General features: G+C 42.8%; 24 protein-coding genes. 9 read left to right on the forward strand and 15 right to left on the reverse strand.

Going from position 1 to position 23,317, the window contains the following annotated elements; genetic code table 11:
- Positions 1-52: 52 nt before the first annotated feature.
- The 7 genes from QFZ78_RS20440 to QFZ78_RS20470 form a co-directional block, all read right to left on the reverse strand.
- Positions 53-1,735, reverse strand: a complete 1,683-nt coding sequence (locus QFZ78_RS20440) for an ABC transporter substrate-binding protein (RefSeq protein ID WP_307550333.1) — start codon at positions 1,733-1,735, stop codon at positions 53-55.
- A gap of 86 nt (positions 1,736-1,821) precedes the next feature.
- Complete coding sequence (locus QFZ78_RS20445; protein WP_307555812.1) at positions 1,822-2,661, reverse strand: carbohydrate ABC transporter permease; 840 nt, start codon at positions 2,659-2,661, stop codon at positions 1,822-1,824.
- Positions 2,662-2,736: 75 nt separating this feature from the next.
- Positions 2,737-3,693, reverse strand: coding sequence for an ABC transporter permease (locus tag QFZ78_RS20450; RefSeq protein WP_307550335.1), 957 nt, complete (start codon positions 3,691-3,693; stop codon positions 2,737-2,739).
- Positions 3,694-3,839: 146 nt separating this feature from the next.
- Positions 3,840-5,390, reverse strand: coding sequence for a response regulator transcription factor (locus QFZ78_RS20455; RefSeq protein WP_307550336.1), 1,551 nt, complete (start codon positions 5,388-5,390; stop codon positions 3,840-3,842).
- A complete protein-coding gene (locus QFZ78_RS20460; RefSeq protein WP_307550337.1) occupies positions 5,383-7,173 on the reverse strand; it encodes a sensor histidine kinase in 1,791 nt (596 codons plus the stop codon). Before QFZ78_RS20460 ends, QFZ78_RS20455 begins: the two co-directional genes overlap by 8 nt.
- 89 nt (positions 7,174-7,262) lie before the next feature.
- Complete coding sequence (locus tag QFZ78_RS20465; protein ID WP_307550338.1) at positions 7,263-8,099, reverse strand: sugar phosphate isomerase/epimerase family protein; 837 nt, start codon at positions 8,097-8,099, stop codon at positions 7,263-7,265.
- Between the two features lie 22 nt (positions 8,100-8,121).
- Complete coding sequence (locus QFZ78_RS20470) at positions 8,122-9,198, reverse strand: Gfo/Idh/MocA family protein (protein ID WP_307550340.1); 1,077 nt, start codon at positions 9,196-9,198, stop codon at positions 8,122-8,124.
- Between the two features lie 122 nt (positions 9,199-9,320).
- Between QFZ78_RS20470 and QFZ78_RS20475 the strand changes: the two genes are divergently transcribed.
- Both QFZ78_RS20475 and QFZ78_RS20480 read left to right on the forward strand, forming a co-directional pair.
- Positions 9,321-10,217, forward strand: coding sequence for an AraC family transcriptional regulator (locus tag QFZ78_RS20475; protein WP_307550341.1), 897 nt, complete (start codon positions 9,321-9,323; stop codon positions 10,215-10,217).
- Between the two features lie 246 nt (positions 10,218-10,463).
- The gene (locus QFZ78_RS20480; protein WP_307550343.1) at positions 10,464-10,727 is read left to right on the forward strand and encodes a hypothetical protein; all 264 of its coding nucleotides are present in this window, start codon (positions 10,464-10,466) and stop codon (positions 10,725-10,727) included.
- Positions 10,728-10,792: 65 nt separating this feature from the next.
- On the opposite strand, the gene QFZ78_RS20485 is transcribed toward QFZ78_RS20480, so the two are convergent.
- On the reverse strand, positions 10,793-11,176 hold the full coding sequence (locus tag QFZ78_RS20485; protein WP_307550345.1) for a GyrI-like domain-containing protein: 384 nt from the start codon (positions 11,174-11,176) through the stop codon (positions 10,793-10,795).
- Positions 11,177-11,348: 172 nt separating this feature from the next.
- Between QFZ78_RS20485 and QFZ78_RS20490 the strand changes: the two genes are divergently transcribed.
- On the forward strand, positions 11,349-12,098 hold the full coding sequence (locus QFZ78_RS20490) for a spermidine synthase (RefSeq protein ID WP_307550347.1): 750 nt from the start codon (positions 11,349-11,351) through the stop codon (positions 12,096-12,098).
- A 191-nt stretch (positions 12,099-12,289) separates the two neighbouring features.
- Positions 12,290-13,846 carry an ABC-F family ATP-binding cassette domain-containing protein gene (locus tag QFZ78_RS20495; RefSeq protein ID WP_307550349.1) on the forward strand — a complete coding sequence of 519 codons (1,557 nt, stop codon included), beginning with the start codon at positions 12,290-12,292 and terminating at the stop codon, positions 13,844-13,846.
- Positions 13,847-13,956: 110 nt separating this feature from the next.
- Here the strand turns inward: QFZ78_RS20495 and QFZ78_RS20500 are convergent, their stop codons facing one another.
- Positions 13,957-14,910, reverse strand: a complete 954-nt coding sequence (locus QFZ78_RS20500) for a helix-turn-helix transcriptional regulator (protein WP_307550352.1) — start codon at positions 14,908-14,910, stop codon at positions 13,957-13,959.
- 167 nt (positions 14,911-15,077) lie between these two features.
- Here QFZ78_RS20500 and modA point away from each other — a divergent pair, with 167 nt between their 5' ends.
- The 3 genes from modA to QFZ78_RS20515 all read left to right on the forward strand — a co-directional run bounded on the left by modA (position 15,078) and on the right by QFZ78_RS20515 (position 17,019).
- Positions 15,078-15,896 carry a molybdate ABC transporter substrate-binding protein gene (modA, locus tag QFZ78_RS20505; protein WP_307550354.1) on the forward strand — a complete coding sequence of 273 codons (819 nt, stop codon included), beginning with the start codon at positions 15,078-15,080 and terminating at the stop codon, positions 15,894-15,896.
- 2 nt (positions 15,897-15,898) lie between these two features.
- Positions 15,899-16,570: a molybdate ABC transporter permease subunit gene (gene modB / locus QFZ78_RS20510; RefSeq protein ID WP_307555814.1), complete on the forward strand. Its 672-nt coding sequence runs from the start codon at positions 15,899-15,901 to the stop codon at positions 16,568-16,570.
- 116 nt (positions 16,571-16,686) lie between these two features.
- Positions 16,687-17,019: a DUF5658 family protein gene (locus QFZ78_RS20515; RefSeq protein ID WP_307550356.1), complete on the forward strand. Its 333-nt coding sequence runs from the start codon at positions 16,687-16,689 to the stop codon at positions 17,017-17,019.
- Here the strand turns inward: QFZ78_RS20515 and QFZ78_RS20520 are convergent.
- The gene (locus tag QFZ78_RS20520; protein ID WP_307550358.1) at positions 17,016-17,969 is read right to left on the reverse strand and encodes a helix-turn-helix transcriptional regulator; all 954 of its coding nucleotides are present in this window, start codon (positions 17,967-17,969) and stop codon (positions 17,016-17,018) included. The genes QFZ78_RS20515 and QFZ78_RS20520 overlap by 4 nt on opposite strands.
- 128 nt (positions 17,970-18,097) lie before the next feature.
- Between QFZ78_RS20520 and QFZ78_RS20525 the strand changes: the two genes are divergently transcribed.
- Positions 18,098-18,850 (forward strand): alpha/beta fold hydrolase, encoded by a 753-nt coding sequence (locus QFZ78_RS20525; RefSeq protein ID WP_307550360.1) that lies wholly within the window; start codon positions 18,098-18,100, stop codon positions 18,848-18,850.
- Between the two features lie 81 nt (positions 18,851-18,931).
- On the opposite strand, the gene QFZ78_RS20530 is transcribed toward QFZ78_RS20525, so the two are convergent.
- Together QFZ78_RS20530 and QFZ78_RS20535 are read right to left on the reverse strand one after the other, a co-directional pair.
- The gene (locus QFZ78_RS20530) at positions 18,932-19,804 is read right to left on the reverse strand and encodes an SDR family oxidoreductase (protein WP_307550362.1); all 873 of its coding nucleotides are present in this window, start codon (positions 19,802-19,804) and stop codon (positions 18,932-18,934) included.
- 30 nt (positions 19,805-19,834) lie between these two features.
- The gene (locus QFZ78_RS20535; protein WP_307550365.1) at positions 19,835-21,043 is read right to left on the reverse strand and encodes a stalk domain-containing protein; all 1,209 of its coding nucleotides are present in this window, start codon (positions 21,041-21,043) and stop codon (positions 19,835-19,837) included.
- Positions 21,044-21,302: 259 nt separating this feature from the next.
- Here QFZ78_RS20535 and QFZ78_RS20540 point away from each other — a divergent pair, with 259 nt between their 5' ends.
- Positions 21,303-21,647 (forward strand): winged helix-turn-helix transcriptional regulator, encoded by a 345-nt coding sequence (locus QFZ78_RS20540; RefSeq protein WP_307550367.1) that lies wholly within the window; start codon positions 21,303-21,305, stop codon positions 21,645-21,647.
- A 91-nt stretch (positions 21,648-21,738) separates the two neighbouring features.
- Here the strand turns inward: QFZ78_RS20540 and QFZ78_RS20545 are convergent, their stop codons facing one another.
- The 3 genes from QFZ78_RS20545 to QFZ78_RS20555 all read right to left on the reverse strand — a co-directional run bounded on the left by QFZ78_RS20545 (position 21,739) and on the right by QFZ78_RS20555 (position 23,239).
- Positions 21,739-21,936 (reverse strand): hypothetical protein, encoded by a 198-nt coding sequence (locus tag QFZ78_RS20545; RefSeq protein WP_307550369.1) that lies wholly within the window; start codon positions 21,934-21,936, stop codon positions 21,739-21,741.
- A gap of 131 nt (positions 21,937-22,067) precedes the next feature.
- The gene (locus tag QFZ78_RS20550; RefSeq protein ID WP_307550371.1) at positions 22,068-22,961 is read right to left on the reverse strand and encodes a PhzF family phenazine biosynthesis protein; all 894 of its coding nucleotides are present in this window, start codon (positions 22,959-22,961) and stop codon (positions 22,068-22,070) included.
- Positions 22,962-22,981: 20 nt separating this feature from the next.
- The gene (locus tag QFZ78_RS20555) at positions 22,982-23,239 is read right to left on the reverse strand and encodes a hypothetical protein (RefSeq protein ID WP_307550374.1); all 258 of its coding nucleotides are present in this window, start codon (positions 23,237-23,239) and stop codon (positions 22,982-22,984) included.
- Positions 23,240-23,317: the final 78 nt, after the last annotated feature.

Genomic DNA, 23,317 nt, shown 5'->3' on the forward strand with positions numbered 1-23,317 from the left:
TCGTCTATTTGACAATAGCGACAGCCTCCTCCGTTCATCCTATAACTACAAGCTATTCGTTCCACATCTTAATACGCTCTTTGAGGAGAGCATCAAATTGCGTTTCCAATTTCTTCACCCCTGCTTGCTCCAGTTCTTTTTGGAACGATTCCCATAACTCGTCGAACTTTTTCGGACTCGCCATAATGAGTTCCGGAATTCGCTTTCTAGACAGCTCCAAAGCTTTTTGGAAGATAATTGCACCATCAGTGTCTTGAGGAATATTGATTTGCCAAGCAGCCCCCCAAGGTTTACTTGGGAATTCAGAAGCTTTAGGGTAAAGATCCTGCCACATCTTCGCATTGTACTTGGCAAGGACCTCTTTCTCTACCGTTGTATAACCGTCAATAATTTGCTGCTCACTTTTAATCGTATACGTTTGGCCAGAAGGATCCTTCACACCATCCCCGTGCTGCGAGAATGGATATCCATATACGCCAATTCCCGTTTTCTTCCCATATTGAGGGTCCTTCACACGTTGATCCATTTCTTCCTTCGGAATGACTCGTTTGCCATTCTCGATTTTGTAGTTAACTCCTTCAATTCCCCAGTTGTTTAAAATTTGAGCTTCATCAGAAGCTAACCAATCCAAGAATTTGATAATACGCACCGGATCTTTAGCAGATTTGGAAATGGCAACACCCCAACCCGCTGAGTAACCTGCACTTTGGAAGTTTTTGTTCTTAAAGCTTTCATTTAATGTAATGGGATACATGCCATACGTAAGTTCACTTTTTCCTGCTTGCTTCAAAGATTTTTCTGCCTCTGAATACTGCCATTTGGAATCGATTATAGCGAGCACACGACCGGAAGCAATTTTCGCTTTATATTGATCGTATTTCTGAACAAAGCTTTCTGGATCCAAAAGACCAATATCATTCATGTGATTGAGCCATTTGAAGTATTCTTTTTCTTCAGGGCGCGTTAAATGGAGCACCGGTTTTTGTGTTTTCTCATCGATGTACCATTCCCCGTCGTCAGAACCTCCGGTTGCGAATACGGCTGGATTCGTAACCGATTGGGCTATCCGCCAATCATCAGCGAGTAACGATAGTCCTAACGTCGGTTTCCCATCAATTGTAGGGTGTTTTTCTTTAAAGGCTTTAATGGCATTCTCATAATCGTTCAGCGTTTTTAGTTTAGGATAACCAAGTTCTTTGACAACCTGATGCTGCAGTTGAAAACCATCTTTAGGCTCCCATTGCTGTTCGTTGACACCGAATGTACCTAGATAGTAAATGGCTTTATCATCCTTACTCCACTTCAATCGCTTCAAGTAATCGCCATACAGTTTTTTGAGATTGGGGCCATATTTATCAATCAGCGGAGCAAGATCAACGAACCCGCCAGCATCTGCGATAATATTTGAATCATTTTTCGCAAAAATCAGATCAGGATATTCCCCGCTTGCCGACATTAGGGCTACCTTTTGTTTCGGATCCCCAACCGGATAATCGATTTTGAGGGTAACGCCGGTTAATTCTGTAATCCTTTTGCCGACCGGGCTTTGCATGTTCTCATAGTTCGTGTTTTGATCTGCACTAAACATGGTTATTGTGATTGGAGACTTGTCATCTTTGGTGGCCGAATTCGCCACTGTCTCTGTGTCTTTTGAATTTTCACTCATCATACTACAGCCTGTCAAAGCCAATGCAGCAACCATAGTTAACGCCACCATTTTTCTGCTCTTCTTCATTTTAGCCCTCCTTATTTGGTACCTATGTAGTAACAGATCAATGACCTGTTCATACCGAATGGAATAAATCTTATATGACACCTAGCTCACGCCTTAACGGCCCCCAAAGTTAACCCTTTGACAAAGTATTTTTGGAGAAACGGATAGACAATCAAAATTGGCAGCGTAGCGACTATTGTAATAGAAGCCCGTATAGATTCCGGTGATACCTGAGCGGAGATCCCTGGATTTGAGCTTCGTGCAAGATCAGCGTTGTTGGAACCTGCTGTCGTGTTCGCCAATATTTTCATTAATTCATATTGCAATGTAGATAAGTGCTCGGAGTTACTATTGTACAAGAATGTATCGAACCATGAATTCCACTGTCCAACAGCGATAAATAAAGCTATGGTCGCGAGTACAGGTTTGCAAAGCGGCAATATGATTTTGAAAAAGATCGTCATGTCGTTCGCACCTTCTAGCTTTGCCGATTCCTGTAAACTGATCGGCAGCCCGTCCATGAAAGAACGGATGATGAATATATTCCATGCACTGACAAGTCCCGGTAAGATATAAACCCAGAACGAATTCATTAAATGCAGATCTCTCATTAACATGTAAACAGGAATTATGCCCCCAGAGAAATACAAGGTAAGTACAAAGATCAAGGACATTTGCTTTCTGGCAATAAAATCTTTACGACTTAAAACGTAAGCAACCATCGCTGAGCTAAATACACCAAGTACGGTTCCTATAACTGTGCGAAGCACGGAATTCTGGAAAGCAACAATCAGATTGTTGTACATAAATATCTGCTTGTAGTTTTCCCATGTGAATACGCGAGGCCAAAGATAAATGCCACCTCGAACACTATCCATCGCTTCATTGAAAGAGATCGCAAGAATGTTCCAAAACGGATAGATCGTTACGATACCGACCATAACCATAGATACATACAAGCATAGTTCGAAAGTGACATCCCCTAATTTATTTCCTGTTCCAACCTTCAAAGCTATCGCCTCCTATATAACGCTTTCTTTTGTCCAACGCTTGAATAACCAATTAGACGTCAGAAGCAGTGTAATCGCGACGATAGTATTGACAATCCCCACGGCTGTACCGAATGAAAAGCGCGCAAGCTTGATTCCGTAGTTCAGTACATAAAGATCAAGAACTTCTGCGTAATCTTGTACAATAGCGTTACCGAGCAAATATTGCTTCTCAAAACCGATGCTGGTTAACCACCCGATAGAGAGTACCATCATGACCATAATGGTAGGACGAATCCCAGGGAGCGTAATGTGCCACATACGTCGAAATCTCCCAGCTCCGTCTACCTTGGCGGCTTCATATTGCTCCGGATCAATGCCTGCTATTGCAGCTAAATATATAATTGAATTCCACCCCATCTCTTTCCAGAGATCAGACAACGTGACTATGCCCCAGAACATATGTCCTTGCGCCATAAACTGAATCGGTTTATCGATAATATGAAGACCAACCAAAATTTCGTTAACGATACCGCCGTCTGTTGATAACATCTTCGTTACGATGCCAGCCACAACGACCCATGATACAAAATGCGGTAAATAGGAGATCGTTTGCATCGTTCGCTTAAACGCCATTAGACGAATTTCATTAAGTAAAATAGCGAACACAATGGGAACCGTATATCCTACGACCAAACTCATAGAACTCATAGCAAGCGTATTCCGCAAGACCAGGTAGAAGTGCGGCTCTTGAAAAAGCTGCACAAAGTTATCGAATCCAACCCAGGTTTGCTCGCTGAACGATTTACCAGGTTTGTACTTCTGAAAGGCCATCGTCCATCCCCAAATAGGAACGTAATTGAAAATGAAAAGCCAAATAGCAAACGGCAGCGACATGAGAAATAGATACCGCTGTTCAATGATGGTGTTCCACTTTGATTTCTTCCTTCCAATTGAAGCAGCGATATGAGGTTGACTCCTGGTTTCCATCTAATTGCGCTCCTTTAGTCATATATTCGTACTTACATCTACAAATATAACGGGAATAAAGCGCTTGCAACACCCGAAAAAATAGATATGAATCATTTGATAATTAGATATTGAATGGAAATTCAACGCGTTATCTTCACACAGGTTCACGTTTTTGTTTTCCATTTTTCCCGGTACATCGTCGGTGATTCTCCAATCGCTTTCTTAAATTTCAAGTGAAAGTAATCGACATTCGCATAGCCTACCATTTCAGCTACTTCATACACTCTATAGTCATCAATTAGTAGCTGCTTGGCTTTATCCATTCGAATCCGATCCAAGTAGGTATTGAACGATTCACCTGTCTGACTTTTAAACAATTTGCCTAAATAGGAGCTGTTGTAATGAAATAATTTCGCCAACATTTCTAAGTTGATCTCCGAGCAATATTGCGTAGAGATATAATCGAGAATACTATTGAAGTTGTTATTTCTTTTTTCTTTAGCCCAGTGCTCGCAAATGCCAAGCAGCTCCTTTTCGACTAAGGCTCGTAAATCTTGCATAGTTCTCTGATTATCAATAGACTTAACGATCTCATTTAACGTAGGCAAATGGGCTTTCATCCGTTCCTCTATGTCGGTTAGGAGCTTTATCAATTCTACGTACATGGAGATATAGCTGGCTTTGATTTGTTTTTCATACCATCCAAGCTGCAGCATTGCGGATTCAGCATCCGTCAATATATCCAATAGCAGGTCTTGATTACCCGCAACAATCGCTTTTGAGGTATGATCGGCAAAACTCCCAATTGAAAAAGCTGAGAGATCGATGGTTATAACAGGAACCTGAACAGGAAGAGGGGTAAGAATGCTGCCCTTTCTCTCAGAAAGGAATTTCTTCTTCATCCATTCGTAGGCATATTGATATGACTTACCTATCTGGTTAAAGTGGTTCACGTTTGGCCCAATGGCAGCAACTAGCTCCAAGTCCATTGCCTCTTGAGCCTCAGATAAATAAAGATCAAGCTCCAAATAAGGATCTATTTCCTCGCACAATATCCCCATGTACTTTCCAATGGGAAAAACGACACCTCTATGGTGTTTGATCATATGTCTGTTTAAATGCTCAGATAGGTATGTCATCTCCTCAGGCTCCCATTGTTGGAGCTCCGATTCGATCAAAATCATTTGGTAGGTGTTCCACGGAAGCCCGAGATGCGACGATAAAAGAGTTTGTTCTTCATCATTTCCATCAGAAACGCTCTCCCGGAACAGCAAGTGTTGAAGCTTATGTTGAATAATAAGTTGTGTAGAAGATTGCAGCTGCTCCTGTTCTCTGGTCCGCTTTTTCCATATCTCACATAAATCATTTATGCGAGTAAGCAGCTCTGTCTCCTCAATCGGTTTCAGTAAATAACAACGGACACCATATTCAGTAGCTTTTTGTGCGTAGGAAAATTCGGAGTAACCACTTAAAATGATGAAATCACTCTGTAGTCCATGCAGCCTGGCCTCTTCGATAAGCCGTAATCCGTCCATACCGGGCATTCTAATATCAACGATCACCACATCAGGATTGATATCCTTACACAGCTGAAGTCCATCCAAGCCGTTATCCGTTTCACCGCAAATCTCAATATCGAAGGACTTCCAGTCAATAATTTTCCTCAATCCTTGACGAATCATGGGTTCATCATCAATTATGATTAGTTTATACATCTTCTTTCCCTCCAATAGGTATGATGATACTGATCCTCGTTCCTAATTTGGGGTGGCTGCTTAGATCTAATCCATATTCAGCCCCATAGTAGTGTTTGATCCTCTGATGAACGTTGCGCAAACCAATCCGCTGACCTTGTTCATCCTCTGGATTATGGAGGGTAGCCATAATCTCCTTGCATTTATCCGCCTCTATGCCAATCCCGTTATCGCTTACACTAAGTTTAATCGTAGAACCCTCATATTGGATTTGGACGCTTACTGTCCCTTTTCCGATCTTATTTTCGATACCATGAATAATGGCATTCTCTACAATAGGCTGTAAAAGCATGGGAAGTATCATAATTCCCCCAGCTTCCGTCTGATTAGGCAATTCATAATTGAGCTTATCGCCAAATCGGAATTTCTGAATTTCTAAATAGATGTGTATCATTTCAATCTCGGATAACAGTGAAACGGCTTCATGCCCAATTTCCAGATTATGACGAAGAAGCTTTCCAAGCGCCTTAACAGAGTAGGCAATTTCCTCTTCCTCCTGACAAACGGCTTTCATTCGAATCGTCTCTAGTACATTAAACAGAAAATGTGGATTCACTTGGTTAACAAGCATTTTAAATTTAATCTCCCTTTGCTTGAGCTCAAGCGCATGCTGCTCTCGCTGAGCTTCCTCGACCCGTTTCATGAGATCATCAATGCTGGTTACCATATGATTAAAATGATGCGAGAGCTGTCCGATCTCGTCCTTGCCTTGAACAACCGAGCTATGTGTTAAATCCCCCCTGGCTACCATTCGAATATCTCGGATCAAAACACCAATCCGCTTCGTCATAGCACTTGAAAAAAAGAGAATAAAAAATATGGATAACAGCAGACTGCTAAATATGATCCAATACGCGATGTAACTAATGTGTTGAGACTCCTTTAATATGGTTTCTAATGGAATCACACTAATAATACGAAGGCTATTATTACTATTTTCTGGGAATATTGATTGATTAATGATTTTCACTTGTTTACCTTGGTAGTTCGAATCCTCAACTTTAATCGCTTGGCTGCCAAAAGAATCGACTAGCTGGAGCTGCTTAAGCGAGCTGCCGACAAGGGTTTGGTCTTTCGCGGCAAGAACCTCATCTTGATCAGAAAGAATCATGGTCTCGAAAGGTTCTTGATTAATAGTCGCGTGCAAGTTCTGCGGGTTGATAGTAATTACCAACATACCGCAGAGGGTCATATTGCTATAATAAATAGGCCTTACAAGACTTACATAATTTAGCCCTTGCTTCGTTTGATCAGGTATATAGTACCAACCAATTTTGCCGCGGTTTTCAATGGCATCCATATACCAAGGTTCTTTAAGCATGCTCGTACTCAAGTGAAAAATAGACCAATTTTCAAGCAAGGTTGCATTCATTGTGTAGAATCGGATTCCGGAAATCTCTTTGTATAAAAGCATGTAGTCGGTTAGATCGGTATACTCGGAATACGCACGAAATACTTCAAGGTTCGATTCATATTCTTTACTTACTAAAGCTTTTAATTGTTTATCGAAGTAGACTTTATTAGAAATGTCCGTCAGTATTTTGAGTGTCTCCTCCACTTGTTTTTTTATTTTCTCAACATTGTTGATAGACTGCTGCACGGCATGTTCGATTGCCATGTCCTTCAAAGATTCCGTCAACAGAAGCCCTACCGTTAAGACAGGAACAAAGACGACTAATAAATAAGATAGGATCAGCTTCTTCTTTATTTGAATATTGTTTGTGATTAGCGCGATATTTCCCATGCTGCCCTCCTATGCTATAAAAAAGAAAGAGGGCCAGCCTACTCAAGGCGAGCCCCTCTTATTTAACCATTACCTTCTATGTTACAAAATCAAATCCCAGCTGCCGCATACACTTTATCAAAGCCGGCTTTGGAACGTTGAACTAAGCTCTCGGGGGACTCTGTCGGCGGCGTTGCCGTCAATATTTCCTGAGAGATAGCCCCCTTATAACCAATACGCTGCAGCCCTTGCAGGAAGCCTGCCAAGTCGATTACGCCTTCACCTGGATACAAGCGTCCGTTATCCAGTACTTGATCCACGGGAACGTCAGGTGCGTCGTTGATGTGGACATGCACAATCTGCTCGGCACGAAGCTTCTCAATATCGGTCACCGTTAGCCCGTTCGTGTACCAATGATACGCGTCGAACAATAAGCCTACATTGCTCTCGCCAATGGCGTCGATCCAATCCAGCGTCTCATCCAGCGTCCAGATGAACGGATGCTTCCAGCGGGTACGCAGATGATGCGGACCAACGAATTCTAGTCCAAGACGGATGCCGTAGGCGCCTAGGATTTGAGCACAAGTACGCAGTCTGCGTGTAGCTAACGCCATGAAATGCGCAGCGCCCAAATCTGTTGAAGGTAACACGTACGTGCAGCAGCTCGTACATCCAAGTGCTGCAGCAGCGGCTGCTGCTTGTGTCAACTTCGGCAAGCCTGCAAGGAAAGTCTCTTCCGTTCCTCGCCATTCAACCGGCAGACCGATGGAACCAATGACAAGGCCATGTTTATGAAGCAGCTCACGTGCCCCATCTACACTGTAGCTCTCTACTAAACCAAGAGCGTCGATATCGACGGCCTCGAAGCCATATTTTGCCGCTAACTCTATAAATTGTTCATTACTTTCAAGCTTGCCGAGTCCAGCCCCCGTTAATCCTCTAAGCATGTTTATCCCTCCAAGTGTGATGTTATTCGTTCCAGTTCAGCTTCACTTCGTTCCCTGTTCGTGAAGATTCGTAAATGGCATCGAGAATTAAATTGTTCGTATAGCCGGAGAGTGCCGATGTTATCGGTTGTTTGCCTTCACGAATGCAATCTAGGAAATGAAGGCTGAGGCGCAGACGTTCACCCTCATCATCATCCGGTTTCTTCAGATCGGTCTCGATCGCTTTGTTAAACTTCTCCGTTAACAGCTTACCGTTAGCTCCGCGATAGCTCGCTCCGCCTTCTGTTCCCATCAGGTGAACGAACGGTGTATTGTCCGTATCCATATGCACGGCCCAGCTCACTTCCAGCGTCAGCGTGCTGCCATCTTCCATGCGAATCAAAGCAGTGGCCAAATCTTCGACGTCGTACGTACCGTTCCAGTTCGGTGTACCCCAAGTTCCGATTCCTTTGCGACGAGGCCCGAATTCAGCATACGTAGCGCCCGATACCGACACTGGCTTCGGATTCCCCATCAAGTAGAGGGCAAGATCCAACATATGAACGCCAATATCAATCAGCGGGCCCCCGCCTGACTCCTCCATCTTCGTAAACCAGGTGCCCCAACCAGGAATACCCTTGCGGCGGAACCAACCTGTTTTCGCTGTATAAATCTTGCCGAGTTCACCCGCATCCACCTGCTCCTTGATTTGAAGGGGTACGGATTCCCAACGCATTTGATGACCGATCATGACGACTTTGTCTGATGCTTGACTGGCTTTGTAAATTTGTTTGGCCGCTTCCGCATTGATACCCATTGGCTTCTCAATCAGCACATGCTTGCCTGCTTCAATCGCTTGTACAGCAAGCGAAGCATGGTGCATATTAGGCACACCGATAATTACAGCGTCTACATTCGCACTTTGTATAAGTTCTTCAGGGGTTGCCGGCACGTAAAGAATACCGTGTTCCTGCGCACGTGCTTCTGCGAGTGGCAGATAGGCATCCGTAATCGCCGTAATTTCACATAAATTGGCTAGCTTTGAAAACTCACGAATATGAACCCCGCCAATATTCCCCGCTCCAATAATACCTACTCTAATTTTGTTAACGCTTCCCACTGTTCGTTCCTCCTCATATGCACATCCTGTTCGATCTCCTTTTATGGTAAAATAAGTGCAGCAAGAAGTCGTACCGTAATTTCGGAAAACGTCCCATTTTTTCGAAGGAGATCAGCCTCACTATGACGTACTTTCCCGATTATCTAAAAACGTATCCCAATATGGACTCATCTTTCCCATTCCACTTCAGCAGGAATACGCTCGACCGAGGCTTTCGGGCACATCGCCATGATTACCTAGAGTTTTCTTATGTCGTCAATGGCCGAGGAGCAGAAACCATAAATGATGTGAAACATACGATGACACCAGGCACTTTTACGTTCGTACTGCCCTATCAGGTGCATGAAATTTTCACAGATCCGGGGGAGCATCTAGTCCTGTTTAACTGCTCTTTCAGTATGGACCTGCTTATGGAGCCAGGGAACGATCAAGGCTTGTCCGGCTTGTTTAATGATACGAATACCCTGCCAGGCTACGTCCAACTGAGCGGGCAAGATCAACAGCAAATGAGTGCTCTCATTGAAGATATGTACAAAGAGTACAACGCGAACGAACGCTACAGGCAGACGCTGCTGAAAGCGAGACTGAAGGAAATTCTTGTTCGGTTCGATCGTTATCGTTGGAAACAAGCGGGACAGGCTGAAGCTGCAGAAATATTGCCGCTCTCAGGGGCGAAAACGAGTCCTTCGGTTTGGCCAATCATCCACTACATCCACCGGAACTATCAGGAGGATCTGGCCTTGTCTGACCTCGCCTCACGGTTCACGATGAGTGTATCCCGCATCAGCGAGGTCATTAAACAAACGACTGGCCAAACGTTCGTTCATTTCCTGCACGATCTGCGATTGCGCCATGCGTGCAGCCTGCTAGTATCCACCGACATGAGCGTGACGGAGATTGCTTTAGAGGTTGGGTATGGCTCGTACAAAACATTTTCCCGTATTTTTCGAGAAAGCAAAGGCATTGTGCCGAAGGATTATCGCAAAGCCGAGTATGGTCGGCGAGTGACGCAAGGATAAACGACTCCTGTGGTTTCCTTATAGACGCAAACCATCATGAATAGAAGACACAATCAGCGAAAACCCGCTGAGAAGTCGGATACGGCCTTCTCAGCCCTGAACCCAGACCTCACACGCCCTAATCGGCAGCTGAGAGGTCTTTTTTTCATGAATGCCAATGTTCATTACTCCGCCTTTTGTTTCGCACACTATAAATCTACTTTGCATTTTATATATTGAATCTAATATAGAAACGAGGTGATCGGAATGGCTCGTGCAAAAGCTGTTTTACAGCCTGATTTAGTATTGATCAGTTGGACAAGGAACCCTCTAAATCCTGGTTCAGCACGCAGGATTATAGCTGCTCGTGTTATTGGCAGTGCTCAACCTTGTAGGTTTACGTTGGTACCCAATGGATTGCTTATCAATGCATTAAACTGCTTATTAGACAATGACATCGGTTTTAAAGTGGTGTTCCAGAAAAAAACTTCAAGTTTTAGCGGATATTTGGTGTTACAACGCAATCGATAATTTGTTATTAAAAAGACAAAAAGAGAACCACAACAACGGGTTGTGGTTCTCTTTCCTATTCATTATTAAATGGATAGAAATATTTGTATACTGCCATCCTTGGAATAACATTCAAAATCAGCTTTATATGCTCTTTTAATATCACTATTCCAGATCTCCACCCAAGTATGATAGACACCTTGTGGATCCGTATTATCTACTTCTACAACATGGTAGTTTCCTGCTGGAATTATGACACTACTTTCATTCGTAAACTTCTCTTCAGTACCAATATGCAAATCATAATCACCTGTAAAATCACTTGAATAATTATTATAAACTGCATATATATCACCTTTTATGTTTAAACGAAGAAACTCTTCCCACAGACTAAGTATTTTATCTGTATTTTGATTATTTGTTCTTATTCTTTTGCCAAAAATCTGTTTTTCAGTAACTGCTGCATGCATGTATATTTCCTCCTACTAGTTTTAATATAGAAAATATAACATTCATACTGTGACAACTGTCTGTCAGCTTTTATAAATAAATTTAACTGCAACCATATATTCATTTTTAAATCATAATGGAGATAATATCTTTACATGCATACATTTTCTTTTTAAAAAGGAGCTACTTGACTTGGATTTACTGTTTAAAGAGGTCAACCATAATCACGAGATATCTGTATACGACACGCCGGAGTTGTATGGTGAGAAAGGGAATTTCCGAGTATTGGAGTTTTCCAATAAGGCTATACAAGGTGCGATGGATTTAAATAATCCCGAACGAATCCTATTTGAATATCCGCGGGCTATTATCCATTTAATGGATTTCAACACCCCGTCATTTGAGGATGCATTTGTCATTGGACACGGAATTGGAACGATAGCAGGGCATTATTCGGAGAAACGATTTAAAGTAGCGGAGCTCGATGATAAGGTCGTGGAGTTAAGCAAGAGGTTTTTTGGATACCGCAAGGATAATGTGATTGTTGGTGATGGACGCCAGATTCTCGGGAGTGAGGAACCGCTGACCTACGATTATATTATTTTGGACGCCTTCACGGAGAAGGGGACTCCTCTGCATTTAACATCCAGGGAATTTTTCAGGATAACTAGGGAGAAACTCGATTCCCAAGGGTCTATCATCATGAATCTGATGGGTAAAGGCGAGAATGATCAGCTCCTTAACGCCATTCATACGACTCTTAGCGAGGAATATGCTTATATCAAATCGTTTGCCCTGCCATCTGAGAGTGCCGCCGACATACTAAATATCATTATCATGGGCAGAAACAAGCCAATCGGATTTCAAGCACGCCATATGGCAGGTTTCACCCAGATTGAACTTGGACAAGGATATATCATTAGGGATAGCAGCCCAAAGTGAGAAAACCTCTATCGAGGCAATTCAAAGTTGAGTGACCGCCATGCCAGGTAAAACCTATGAAGGAATATGTAACCATAACAACAAATATAGCGATTTCTAGCTGCTCTAAATTGATGGTCTTTTTTGGTGTTGTTCGTTACCTATCGTTTATAATAAAATAAGATTAAAGTTCAAAAGAAAAGGTGTCATTCATGAGCATATTAAACGTAGAACGACTAAGTCACGGCTTTGGAGACCGCGCTATCTTCAACGATGTATCCTTCCGCTTACTCAAGGGCGAGCACATCGGACTCATCGGCGCTAACGGTGAAGGGAAGTCCACCTTCATGAACATCATTACAGGTAAGCTCCAGCCAGATGACGGCAAGGTTGAATGGTCCAAGCGTATGCGTGTTGGTTACCTGGATCAACATGCTGTACTTAACAAGGGCCTTTCGATCCGCGACATTTTAAAGGGAGCCTTTCAATATCTGTTCGATATGGAACAGGAAATGAACGATATGTACGCCAAGATGGGCGACGTAACGCCAGAAGAGCTTGAGCAAATGCTTGAAGATGTTGGAACGATTCAGGATACATTGACGAATCAAGATTTCTACATGATCGATGCCAAGATCGAAGAAACCGCCCGTGGACTAGGCCTTACCGATATTGGACTGGATAAAGACGTCAATGATTTAAGCGGTGGGCAGCGGACAAAAGTATTGCTTGCCAAGCTTCTGCTCGAAAAACCAGATATTCTGCTCCTCGATGAGCCGACGAACTATCTGGATGAACAGCATATCGAATGGTTGAAACGCTACCTGCAAGAGTATGAGAATGCCTTCATTCTTATCTCACATGATATTCCGTTCCTAAATAGCGTTATCAACCTGATTTACCACATGGAAAATCAAGCCTTAAACCGCTATGTTGGCGATTACGAGCATTTCCAGCAGGTTCACGAAATGAGAAAATCACAGCTTGAATCCGCGTATAAGCGCCAACAGCAGGAAATTTCTGAATTGAAGGACTTCGTTGCCCGTAACAAAGCGAGTGTCGCGACGCGGAATATGGCGATGTCCCGGCAAAAGAAGCTGGACAAGATGGAAGTCATCGAGCTGGGCAGAGAAAAACCGAAGCCTCAGTTTAACTTCAAGGAGGGGAGAACGGCTGGTAAGCTGATTTTTGAAGCGACCGATCTCGTTATCGGTTACGAGGATCCCTTATCCAGACCGCTCAACCTTCGCATGGAACGAGGTCAGAAGATCGCGCTTGTAGGGGCGAACGGAATCGGTAAAACGACCTTGCTGCGCAGTATTTTGGGTGAAATCAAGTCGTTATCCGGGTCTGTACAAAAGGGAGATAACCTCCAAATTGGTTACTTCCAACAGGAGATCAAGGATTCCAATAACAACACCTGTATTGAGGAAGTATGGAATGAATTCCCCTCATTCTCACAATTCGAAGTACGCGCGGCGTTAGCCAAATGCGGTCTCACAACGAAGCATATCGAGAGTAAAGTTGTGGTACTCAGCGGTGGTGAGAAAGCTAAGGTTAGGCTTTGCAAGCTGATCAACCGAGAGACGAACCTACTCGTGCTCGATGAGCCGACGAACCACTTGGATGTCGATGCGAAGGATGAACTGAAGCGTGCTCTCCAGGTGTACAAAGGCAGCATCCTGCTGATTTCCCATGAACCGGAATTTTACCGTGATATCGTGACTGATACATGGAACTGTGAATCCTGGACGACCAAAGTGTTTTAAATTGTACCTAAAAAGCTTACCTAATCGCTTGCGATTAGGTAAGCTTTTTATATTCATGTATAAGTCGCATGATGATATTTCAAACTGGCATCTTCCCCTGCGTCACCTAGTTAAGTCTCGAATAGAATGCGTCCTGTCTGCGATAAATCATAACCTTGGATAGGACGCAGCTCATTATGGAAGGATTCGGATTGTAAGACCTTCTTAACTCTCTCAATCCATGCTAGATTTTCCGGTTTTTTTAACATGACAAGGTCATATCGTTCTTGAATAAGCGGAATGAACTCAACGCCGCCAACCATATAGGCTGCTTTTTCAATCCCAACTCCGAAATCCGCTTCACCCGTGGCGACTTTACCAGCCACACCCATGTGATTCGATTCCTCCTGCTCATAACCGCTTAGCAGCTGATAAGGAATTCCATGAAGACGGAGCTGTTCATCAAGAAGAACACGTGCTCCGGAACCTTTTTCACGATTGACCAATTGAAGCCCAGGCTTCTTGAGATCCGCCCAGCCGTAAATCTGTTTGGGATTTCCTTGCTTAACATATAAGCCGGCCGATCGAGAAACGAGATTCATAACCAGATAGGAAGAACCCGTCAGCAATTTCCGGATATAGGGAATGTTATATTCACCTGTGTCACCATCCAGCAAATGAGTGCTGACAATATCAGATTCACCCTTATACATCGAAATTAAGCTATCCAGACTTCCCACGTAAGAACGAAGCGGTCTGTAATTGGTTACATGTCTCTCGATATGTTTGGCTAAAATGTCCAAGCTAACATCTTGTCCAGTTATAACAAGAGACTGTTTCGAAGATGAGGCAGCTTGGAATTGCAGCTGTGCAGGAGGTTCGGCCAGATCCTTTTTGAGGATAGAGGCCATACCTCCTTTCGTACGTGTTTTATATGCTTCGAGATCCGATGCGTCTACGCGCATTTGCTTACCGACACGATAGGAAGGCAGATCCCCTTTTTTTATAAGATCATAGACAGTTAGTTTGGAGATTTTCAAAAGTTTAGATATTTCTTCCGTTGTATAGGAAATGTCAGCTGTCATTGTAAACCTCCAAAAGCATGTTTTTCATTATCATCTATCATAAGCTGACAAATAGGGTATTTCAATCCCGTTGTTTACTAATTAAATATGGTTTTATATAATTATCACTAATTATACAATTTTATTTATTATCAAATAGATATAAACTCAAACTCGGAGGGTTTACGATGTTAAAAATAAGAATGTTTAGTTATGTTTCATTATGTTTCGTTATAACTGCCATGATTATCACAGGTTGTGCGAGCAAGAAGGAGCAACCTGCTGCAAGTTCAACATCAATACCCACTGGGAAAGTAGAATTAACGATTTCCGCAGCCGCAAGCTTAACCGATGCATTCAAGGAGATTCAAACGAATTACGAGAACAAAAATAAACAAATTAAACTCAATTTTAACTTTGGAGCTTCAGGGGCTCTGCAACAGCAAATCGAACAAGGAGCTCCTGTAGATTTATTCTTTTCGGCTGCGACTAAAAATATGAAAACCCTAGTCGATAAGCAATTGATTCAGCCATCACAGCAAAAAAGCATGCTTATTAATGAATTAGTTCTCGTTGTTCCAGCTGATGGTAAAGTGACTGTACAACAAATAGCAGATTTAACAAACGAAACGATCAAGCACTTAGCAGTCGGAGAACCGCAGACTGTCCCTGCTGGCAGCTATGCCAAAGAGGCATTGACTAACGCGAAAATTTGGGATACACTTCAAGCCAAAATCGTACAGGGCAAGGATGTTCGCCAAGTACTTACCTACGTAGAGTCCGGGAATGCTGAAGCCGGTTTTGTTTATAAGACTGATGCGTTGACTTCAAAAAATGTGAAAGCAGCTTTTAGTGTTGATCCAACAACGTATACGTCTATTGAATATCCTGCCGGAATTGTAAAAGCAACAAAACACAGCAAAGAAACCGCTGACTTTTACACATATCTTCAAAGTAAAGAAGCCCAAGATGTGTTTGTAAAATACGGTTTCTCTATTCCAAAATGATGATGACACAGATAAACTGGGCAGAATTTGCTTATCCTATAATCCTTTCATTAAAGGTTGCCGTCGTATCCAGCATTTTTGTTCTTTTGATTGGTGGATTAGCAGCATGGGGAATGTCGCGGCGGAACTTTCGCGGAAAAACATTGTTAGAAACTACCTTTCTACTGCCTTTGGTGCTGCCTCCGACAGTCGTAGGCTTTATCTTGCTGGTCTTACTGGGTAAAAGGAGTTGGATTGGGTACCTCATGGAAAACTTCTTCAATCAGTCGATCATATTCACATGGGGGGCTGCGGTGATCGCCTCGATCGTGGTTGCTTTTCCTTTAGTCTATCAAACGATGAAAACCGGATTTTCCTCGGTCAACAAAGATCTGGAGGACGCAGGGAGATCAACGGGAGCAAACGAGTGGCAAGTTCTACGATATATAACGTTACCTTTGGCATGGCGTTCTGTTACGACAGCTTACATTCTTGGCTTTGCTCGAGGGCTGGGGGAATTCGGTGCAACACTTATGATAGCAGGCAACATCCCTCACAAAACCCAAACATTGCCTACCGCCATATATATGGCTGTTGAATCTGGTGATCTAACCCTCGCATGGTGCTGGGCAGCAGCCATAATCCTGATCTCATTCGGACTGTTGTTGTTCGCTAACCACAAAACCAAGAGTTAGTTGGAAGTCCTTTTATTTACACTTGGCCTATTGCTTTCAAAAGTTACATTATGTATCATCCGTATATAACCTTATCATTTCCACTTCATTCTTGCCGTTGAAAAGTGAGGACGCCTATGGATGTCTTTCGTCAATTTTTTATCAGTAAAACACTTATTTGGTTACTTCTCTTATGTTGTAGCGATGCGTTTTTCACCGATATTGGCCTGCAACTGGCATTCATCGAGGAATTAAATCCACTTATCCGGCACATTTACGAGTGGCACGTGGGTGGATATTATTTTATTAAACTGATACTTCCTTTGATCCTAATGGCCATCTATCCCCGTATTCCCAAAAGGGTCTGGGTCCAGCCCTGTTTGACCCTCACCGTCTTGATCTACGGAGCCGTCAATGTCTACCATTTCATCTGGTTATCTTATGGATTGACTTACGTTGCAAATGGCTAATCATTCAATCTGCTATATAATCGTCGCATGGATTCAATTTTTTGCTCGATGTATGCAATAGCTTCAATTGGCCCCATTATTCTGGCTTCTTCCCCCAGTTGCCAGACAAGATCCGCATAGAAATGCACGTCCTCAGCCGCAATTGGAACAGCCGCAGTCCCGCTACCGTCTTCGTTGCGTTGTATAGTAGAGGCAAACCGAGTATTGGACTCGAGCTGCCACACGCCTTTTTTGGTCAATTCCAGTAGAAGCACTTTCTGTTCCAGATGGTCTTTTTCAGGCTTATTCAGCAAGGTTTTTTGTTCGATGTCTTCTCTACAAGGGATCGAATCGTTCAGAGAAGCGGAGAGGAACCGATCCGCCCTGAACTGCCTAATTTCTTCACGTAAAAAACAATAGGCAGGACAATACCAATAACCAGAACTCGCATACAAACCGATAGGCTGAATGTTACGTTTCAACACGCCGCTGCTAGAACTGTAATCTATCGTTACCACACTGCGAATCATAATCGCCTGCAGAAGGGTTTGAAGAATTTCCGGAGACATGAGCCGGTACGGGCTGTAGATCGCAACCCTATTCTTTAAACGATCTATCTGCTCCCTTACGTCAGAAGGTGAGTAATGATAAAACTTATGCAGCGCAGAGCCCGCCCCATCGCCAAAAGGTAAGGAGCTGAAGTAGTCCAAGGACTGGCAGGCGAAAAACATGGCGACCGCTTCGCTTTCGGAGAAGCTAATCGGGGGAAGTAATCTCTCCTGCAGCAGCTTATAGCCGCCCCCTCTCCCCTGGATAGAATAGATGGGAACGCCTAGTTCACTCAGTTCCTGTAAATCCCGTGTAATCGTTCGAGTAGATAACCCGAATTCACCAGCCAGCTCTTTAACAGTAAAGGACTTTCTGGCGTTAACCATCATAATCAGTTGGATTAGCCGCTGTGACTTTTGCAACCGCATCCCCCGCTCTCGAGATATTTTATTTCATTTTATCATATAAATAAGACATTAATTGTCTTATTTATATGATATCCTCATCTTATAAACCAATCATAAGCAATGATCCGAGGAGGAAATGAAAGATGAATACACAAGAACTTACACATAAGAAGACGGGTTTCGTATTTATTAATGGAGCAGGCTTGCAAAGTGGCGTCTGGGACAAAGTTATTGAGGGGCTTGATTATCCCTGTTTACAGATCGATTTCCCTAATAGGAAAGGTTCTGTTGAATCGAGGAAGGAGCTTACTCTAGGGGATTATGTGAGCCATTTGAAAAGGCAAGTAGATGCATGGGAGACTCCGAAGTTTGTTATTGTTGCCCATTCACTTGGAGGCGTTCTCGCTCTTAGACTTGCATCAGAACTATCCGATCGTTTGATAGGCTTTGTCGCAGTTGGAGCGGCAATTCCGAAGAATGGGGGGTCATTTTTATCCGTTCTGCCATTCCCCAAGAGGATCCTGATGTCTACCATTTTGCGGAAAATGGGTACGAAACCACCCGAGTCTGCGATCCGAGCCGGATTATGCAATGACCTTACACCGGAGCAGACTTCGGATATTGTAAAAGGATTCGTTCCAGAGTCCGTTCGTGTTTATACAGACCCTATCGATGTGTCCGTTCCGGCTGTACCAAAGCTTTATGTGAAATTAACTAAAGATAAAGAATTCAGTCTCTCCTTACAGAATAAAATGATCTCAAATCTTTCTCCACAATCGGTGCAAAGTCTGGATACCGGGCATTTACCGATGCTTAGCGATCCGGATGGATTGAAGCTTATATTACATAACTTCCTAGCCAATAGGGAAGTTAACGATATTCCAAAAGTCTTATAGCAATTAATAAAAAGACGACTCTAGAATTCAGGAAATGAATTTGAGTCGTCTTTTAAATTACTTTCAAAAACAGTGCCGTCCTTAACCCTGCAAAGCTTGCTTGACGATTTCTTTAAGAGGTGTTAGGGTCCCAATGAGTTTCTTCAGGTCATCGGAAGTCTTCGATGTCTCTCCTTCGGAAATAGCTTGATAAATCCCTGCGAACAGGATTGCTAAAGGCTCAGGAAGACCTGCTTGTAATAGAATGCCCTTCTGCTCATCAAACGAAACGGACTGGTAAACAACTTGCTTATCGGATACCTCCGAGATTACTTGCGCCAGTTCGCCGAAACTCCACGTTTCACTCGCAACAAGATTATACGATTTATTTTCGTGACCTTCCTGTGTAAGTACCACGGCGCCGGCCAAAGCAAGATCGCTGCGAGTCACCGTATTGACTCTTCCATCTCCGGCATTCGTAACCACTGCTCCAAATTGTACGGCTGCACCTATCGCCTGCGGGTTAATGAAAACATCTGAATAGAGTGAATTGCGTAGAAATGTATAAGGGATATTCGTGGTACGAATGAGATTTTCCGTAGATACATGTGTTGGAGCAAGAACTAATTTGGACTCCTCGCCAAAAGCAAATCCGTAATATAAAATATGTCCTACTTGTGCAGTCTTAGCTGCATTTACTACATTGGTATGTTGAGTCATACGCAACGTTTCATCATGGGCATCCGGACTCGGGATAAAGAGCAGTTTGGACGCTCCGGCAAATGCTTTTTCGAGCGATGCCTGATCATTATAATCCCCATGACGCAATTCAATGCCAAGTTCCGCAAGAGCGGAGGCTTTTTCCACATTACGAACAACAGCCACAATTTGATTCGCGGGCACCTTTTTGCCCACAAGATTTTGAATAACGAGACCTCCAAGTTGACCTGTAGCACCTGTAATTACAATAGACATGATAAATTCCTTCCTTCCTTCGTTTAAAATTTAAAACTTCCCGTTTTCATTTTTCCATTGATCTTTCGGCGGAATGGCTTCAATAATATCCCAATGCTCTGCGATCTTACCATTGTCCACCCGAAAAAGGTCATAGACGGCAGATGGCTTTCCGCCGAAATTCGATTCGCTAATGACCAAAACAAAGTTGCCCTCACCGATGAGCTTGTGCATAGTAGAAGTACCAGAAATGACTCCCTGCTTGGCAAATTCCTCGAAAGCCTTCATCACGGTCGACACGCCATCGCCAATCATAGGATTATGCTGGGTATAATTATCGCCGTTGTAGTAGGTCGGAAATGCCGCTGGATTTTCGCCCATAAAGACATCCTTATAAAACTGATTGATAAGTGCTTTGTTCGCCTCCGTCTTATCCAGATCGGCAACCTCGGTCGCACCGTCTACCAACGAGTGCCCGCTTGGATTGGGCGCGGCTAAATCCTGGAGATTGTCCCAATGCTCGACGATCTTTCCATTTTCAAATCTGAAGATGTCGAATACCGCTTTTTTGGAACCGAATAGGTTAACCTCGGCATGAGCGGCTACATAATCTCCGTCTTCGATCACCCTTTTGATATCATACGTCACACCGGCTCCTTTCAATTGCTTGATGGCCCCGATCACAGTCTCTCTGCCGCTTGGAAAAGCAAGATTATGCTGAATGTATGTATCCGGGCTGATCCATTTCTCCATAGCTGCCGGATCTCCGGTTTCGAAACTTTCCAAAACCAGGGTTGCTTTTTCTTTCTTGCTTGTTGTGATAGACACAGATTTGGAGGACGCGTCCCACGTTACTTGTTTACCTAAGATTTGTTTAAAAAAATCGGCAGGAACGTATGTTTTTCCATTTTCAGATAAAACTGATGCTGCCGGCAAGCTTATCAGATTATCGCCGACATTCGCTTCTTGACTGCCCAAACGGAAATAAATTTTGGTATTGTCTTTATGAAGAGTGACACTTTTTTCAGCCGCATTCCAAACAATATGTTCATTGTCATCTTGAAATCCCAGTTTCGTTACAACCGCTCTTAACGGCAGCAACACTTGATTATTTTGCATCATTGGGGCATCCGTATAGGTTTCCTGCTGCCCGTCAATCATGATTTTGATATCTGCCTTTGCATCAGAAGCAAAAGCCGGCATCGAAGACGAAATAAGAAAAAGTCCGGTTACCACGCAAGAAGCAATTCGTTTTTTCATAGTAAAAAATCCTCCTTGTAATTTTGATGTAACTCAATTGGTTACAACGTGTCGCCAAAAAGCCGAGATTAATTCGTACCACGTGCTCCCTTCAATAAGATTAAAAGCGAGAGCCCTTTCATGTGAATGGAACGAGTTTAAAAAATGAACTGTTGTTTTGCATTTGCTACAATAGTAGAATAATAGATACCTACAAGAATCACAAGTACTGTTATTTTTAATAGATACTATCAAAAACCATAGTATTGGAGGAATATAAATGAAGAAGTACGGAGAAGAGTTTTTAAAATGTCCCATGTTTACTGCACAAAGTTTAATCGGAGGGAAATGGAAGGTGATTATTCTGTGGTTGCTGCATGATACGGCAAGACGATTCAGTGAGATTCATAAAGCGATACCGGAAGTAACCCAGTCGATGCTTACAAATACCCTCAGGGATCTAGAAAGCGACGGATTAGTCCATCGCGAGGTTTACCGCCAAGTTCCACCGAAAGTCGAATATTCACTTACACCAATCGGTCAAAGACTGATTCCTGTCCTGCAGCTGTTAGGAGACTGGGGAGTCGATTATATGGAGCATACAAGAAATAAAGAGTCCGTTTAAACAAGGACAGATTGCAGAGAGAGGTAACGAGCGAATCTACATTAATTAAGAAAGCCATGTTGAAAACTCTCAACATGGCTCTTTTTTCATTTTAATTTAATCGGCCGGGCTCTTTATTAACTTCAAAGTTCGTCGTATCGCTGTAGCTTTCACCCATCGCTTGATAGTTAGACGGAGCTTCCTCATCTTCCACATTATTCGAGATAACGTTATCCATATTCTCTTCCGGATTCGAGGTTTTTGCCCAGCTAGGGCGTTCAAGCTTCTTGTGCAATTCATTTTGATCCAAAGAAATCCCTCCATTATCTTAAGTACACTTCACGTTAGTGTTACTCAAAGGAGTGGATTTCATTCAAAACCTTGGACCCTTCTTCACCGGACTCCCCCAAGTTAAAGTATAAAAAAACAGGCTATATAAGCTTATATGAAAACCTCGAAATCTTTAACAAGAACAGCAGTACCCGTAATCGCTATTTCATTCTGACCGTTGCTAGTTGTTACTGTTACGTGAATTCTGCCATCCCTGCCCATTTCATGACCTTGCTCAATCAAAAGGTTTAGTGGAGAGTCTGCTTCCTTGTTTATATATTTGGCATAATAAGCACCCATTACTCCAGAAGCAGTTCCAGTAACCGGATCCTCCATCGTACCGGAAAATGGAGATGAAAAATGACGAGCATGCATGTGCGAATATACATCGTATGTTTCTAAGCAGAAAGGATGAACAGACGCCTTTGGCATTTCTTTTAATACCTCTGGAAAGTACTTATTATTCGGTTTCATTGCTTTGAAAGCACTAAGGTTTTTTATCGGAACTAACAACGTCCATATGCCTGTGCTTCCATACAATGTTGGAAGATTGGTTTCAATATCTTCTTCTTGAATCCCCATAACAGATGCCAATTGTTCTAATGAGCCATTAAACTCTTGGAATTGTGGAGGAGCTTGCTGCATCGTTATGTAAATCCCTTTATACAGATGCGAGTCAAGTCTAATCGATAACACGCCTGCTTTTGTTTCAATCGTCAGATCGGTTTGATCCCCAAGCAACCCTTTAGTTTTCAAGGCATAAAGGGTTGCCATTGTAGCATGGCCACAGAGGTTCATTTCATGACCAGGTGTAAAAAAGCGAATCTTGAGATCAGCTATTTCGGACTTAAGCGGGAAAGCCGTTTCATTAAAACCAACTTTCTCTGCTATTTTTTGCTTGTCAACGTCAGAAAGCGTTTCGCCATCCAATACGACGCCCGCAGAGTTACCCATATTAGGAATATGACTGAATGCATCGTAATGATAAACTTTTATTGTTCTCATATAGGACTCCTGCCTTTTCACTATAAATCTTCAAATCCCGCAAAGACAATGATCAGAACACTGATGACAACGATATGAAGAATAGCAACAGTAAGATGTACAGATAATTTCCAATCTATATCCGATATTTTATATCTATTCAATAATTTATTGACGAAATAACCAATAAGATGAGCAACGATTAAAGATTGTATGAACCATATTGTAACGGTGATAAATGCTGGAGTGTTATAAGGTACCACATCTTCTAAAACGTCAGAAATAGGAAAAAGTTTCATTTACTCTTCCAGATTATCATTCAATTTTCTCTTCCTCAAAAAAAGAAAGAAGCCGCCGCGGCAGCTTCCAACTTTACA

Source organism: Paenibacillus sp. V4I5, assembly GCF_030817255.1.
Lineage (GTDB): Bacteria > Bacillota > Bacilli > Paenibacillales > NBRC-103111 > Paenibacillus_E.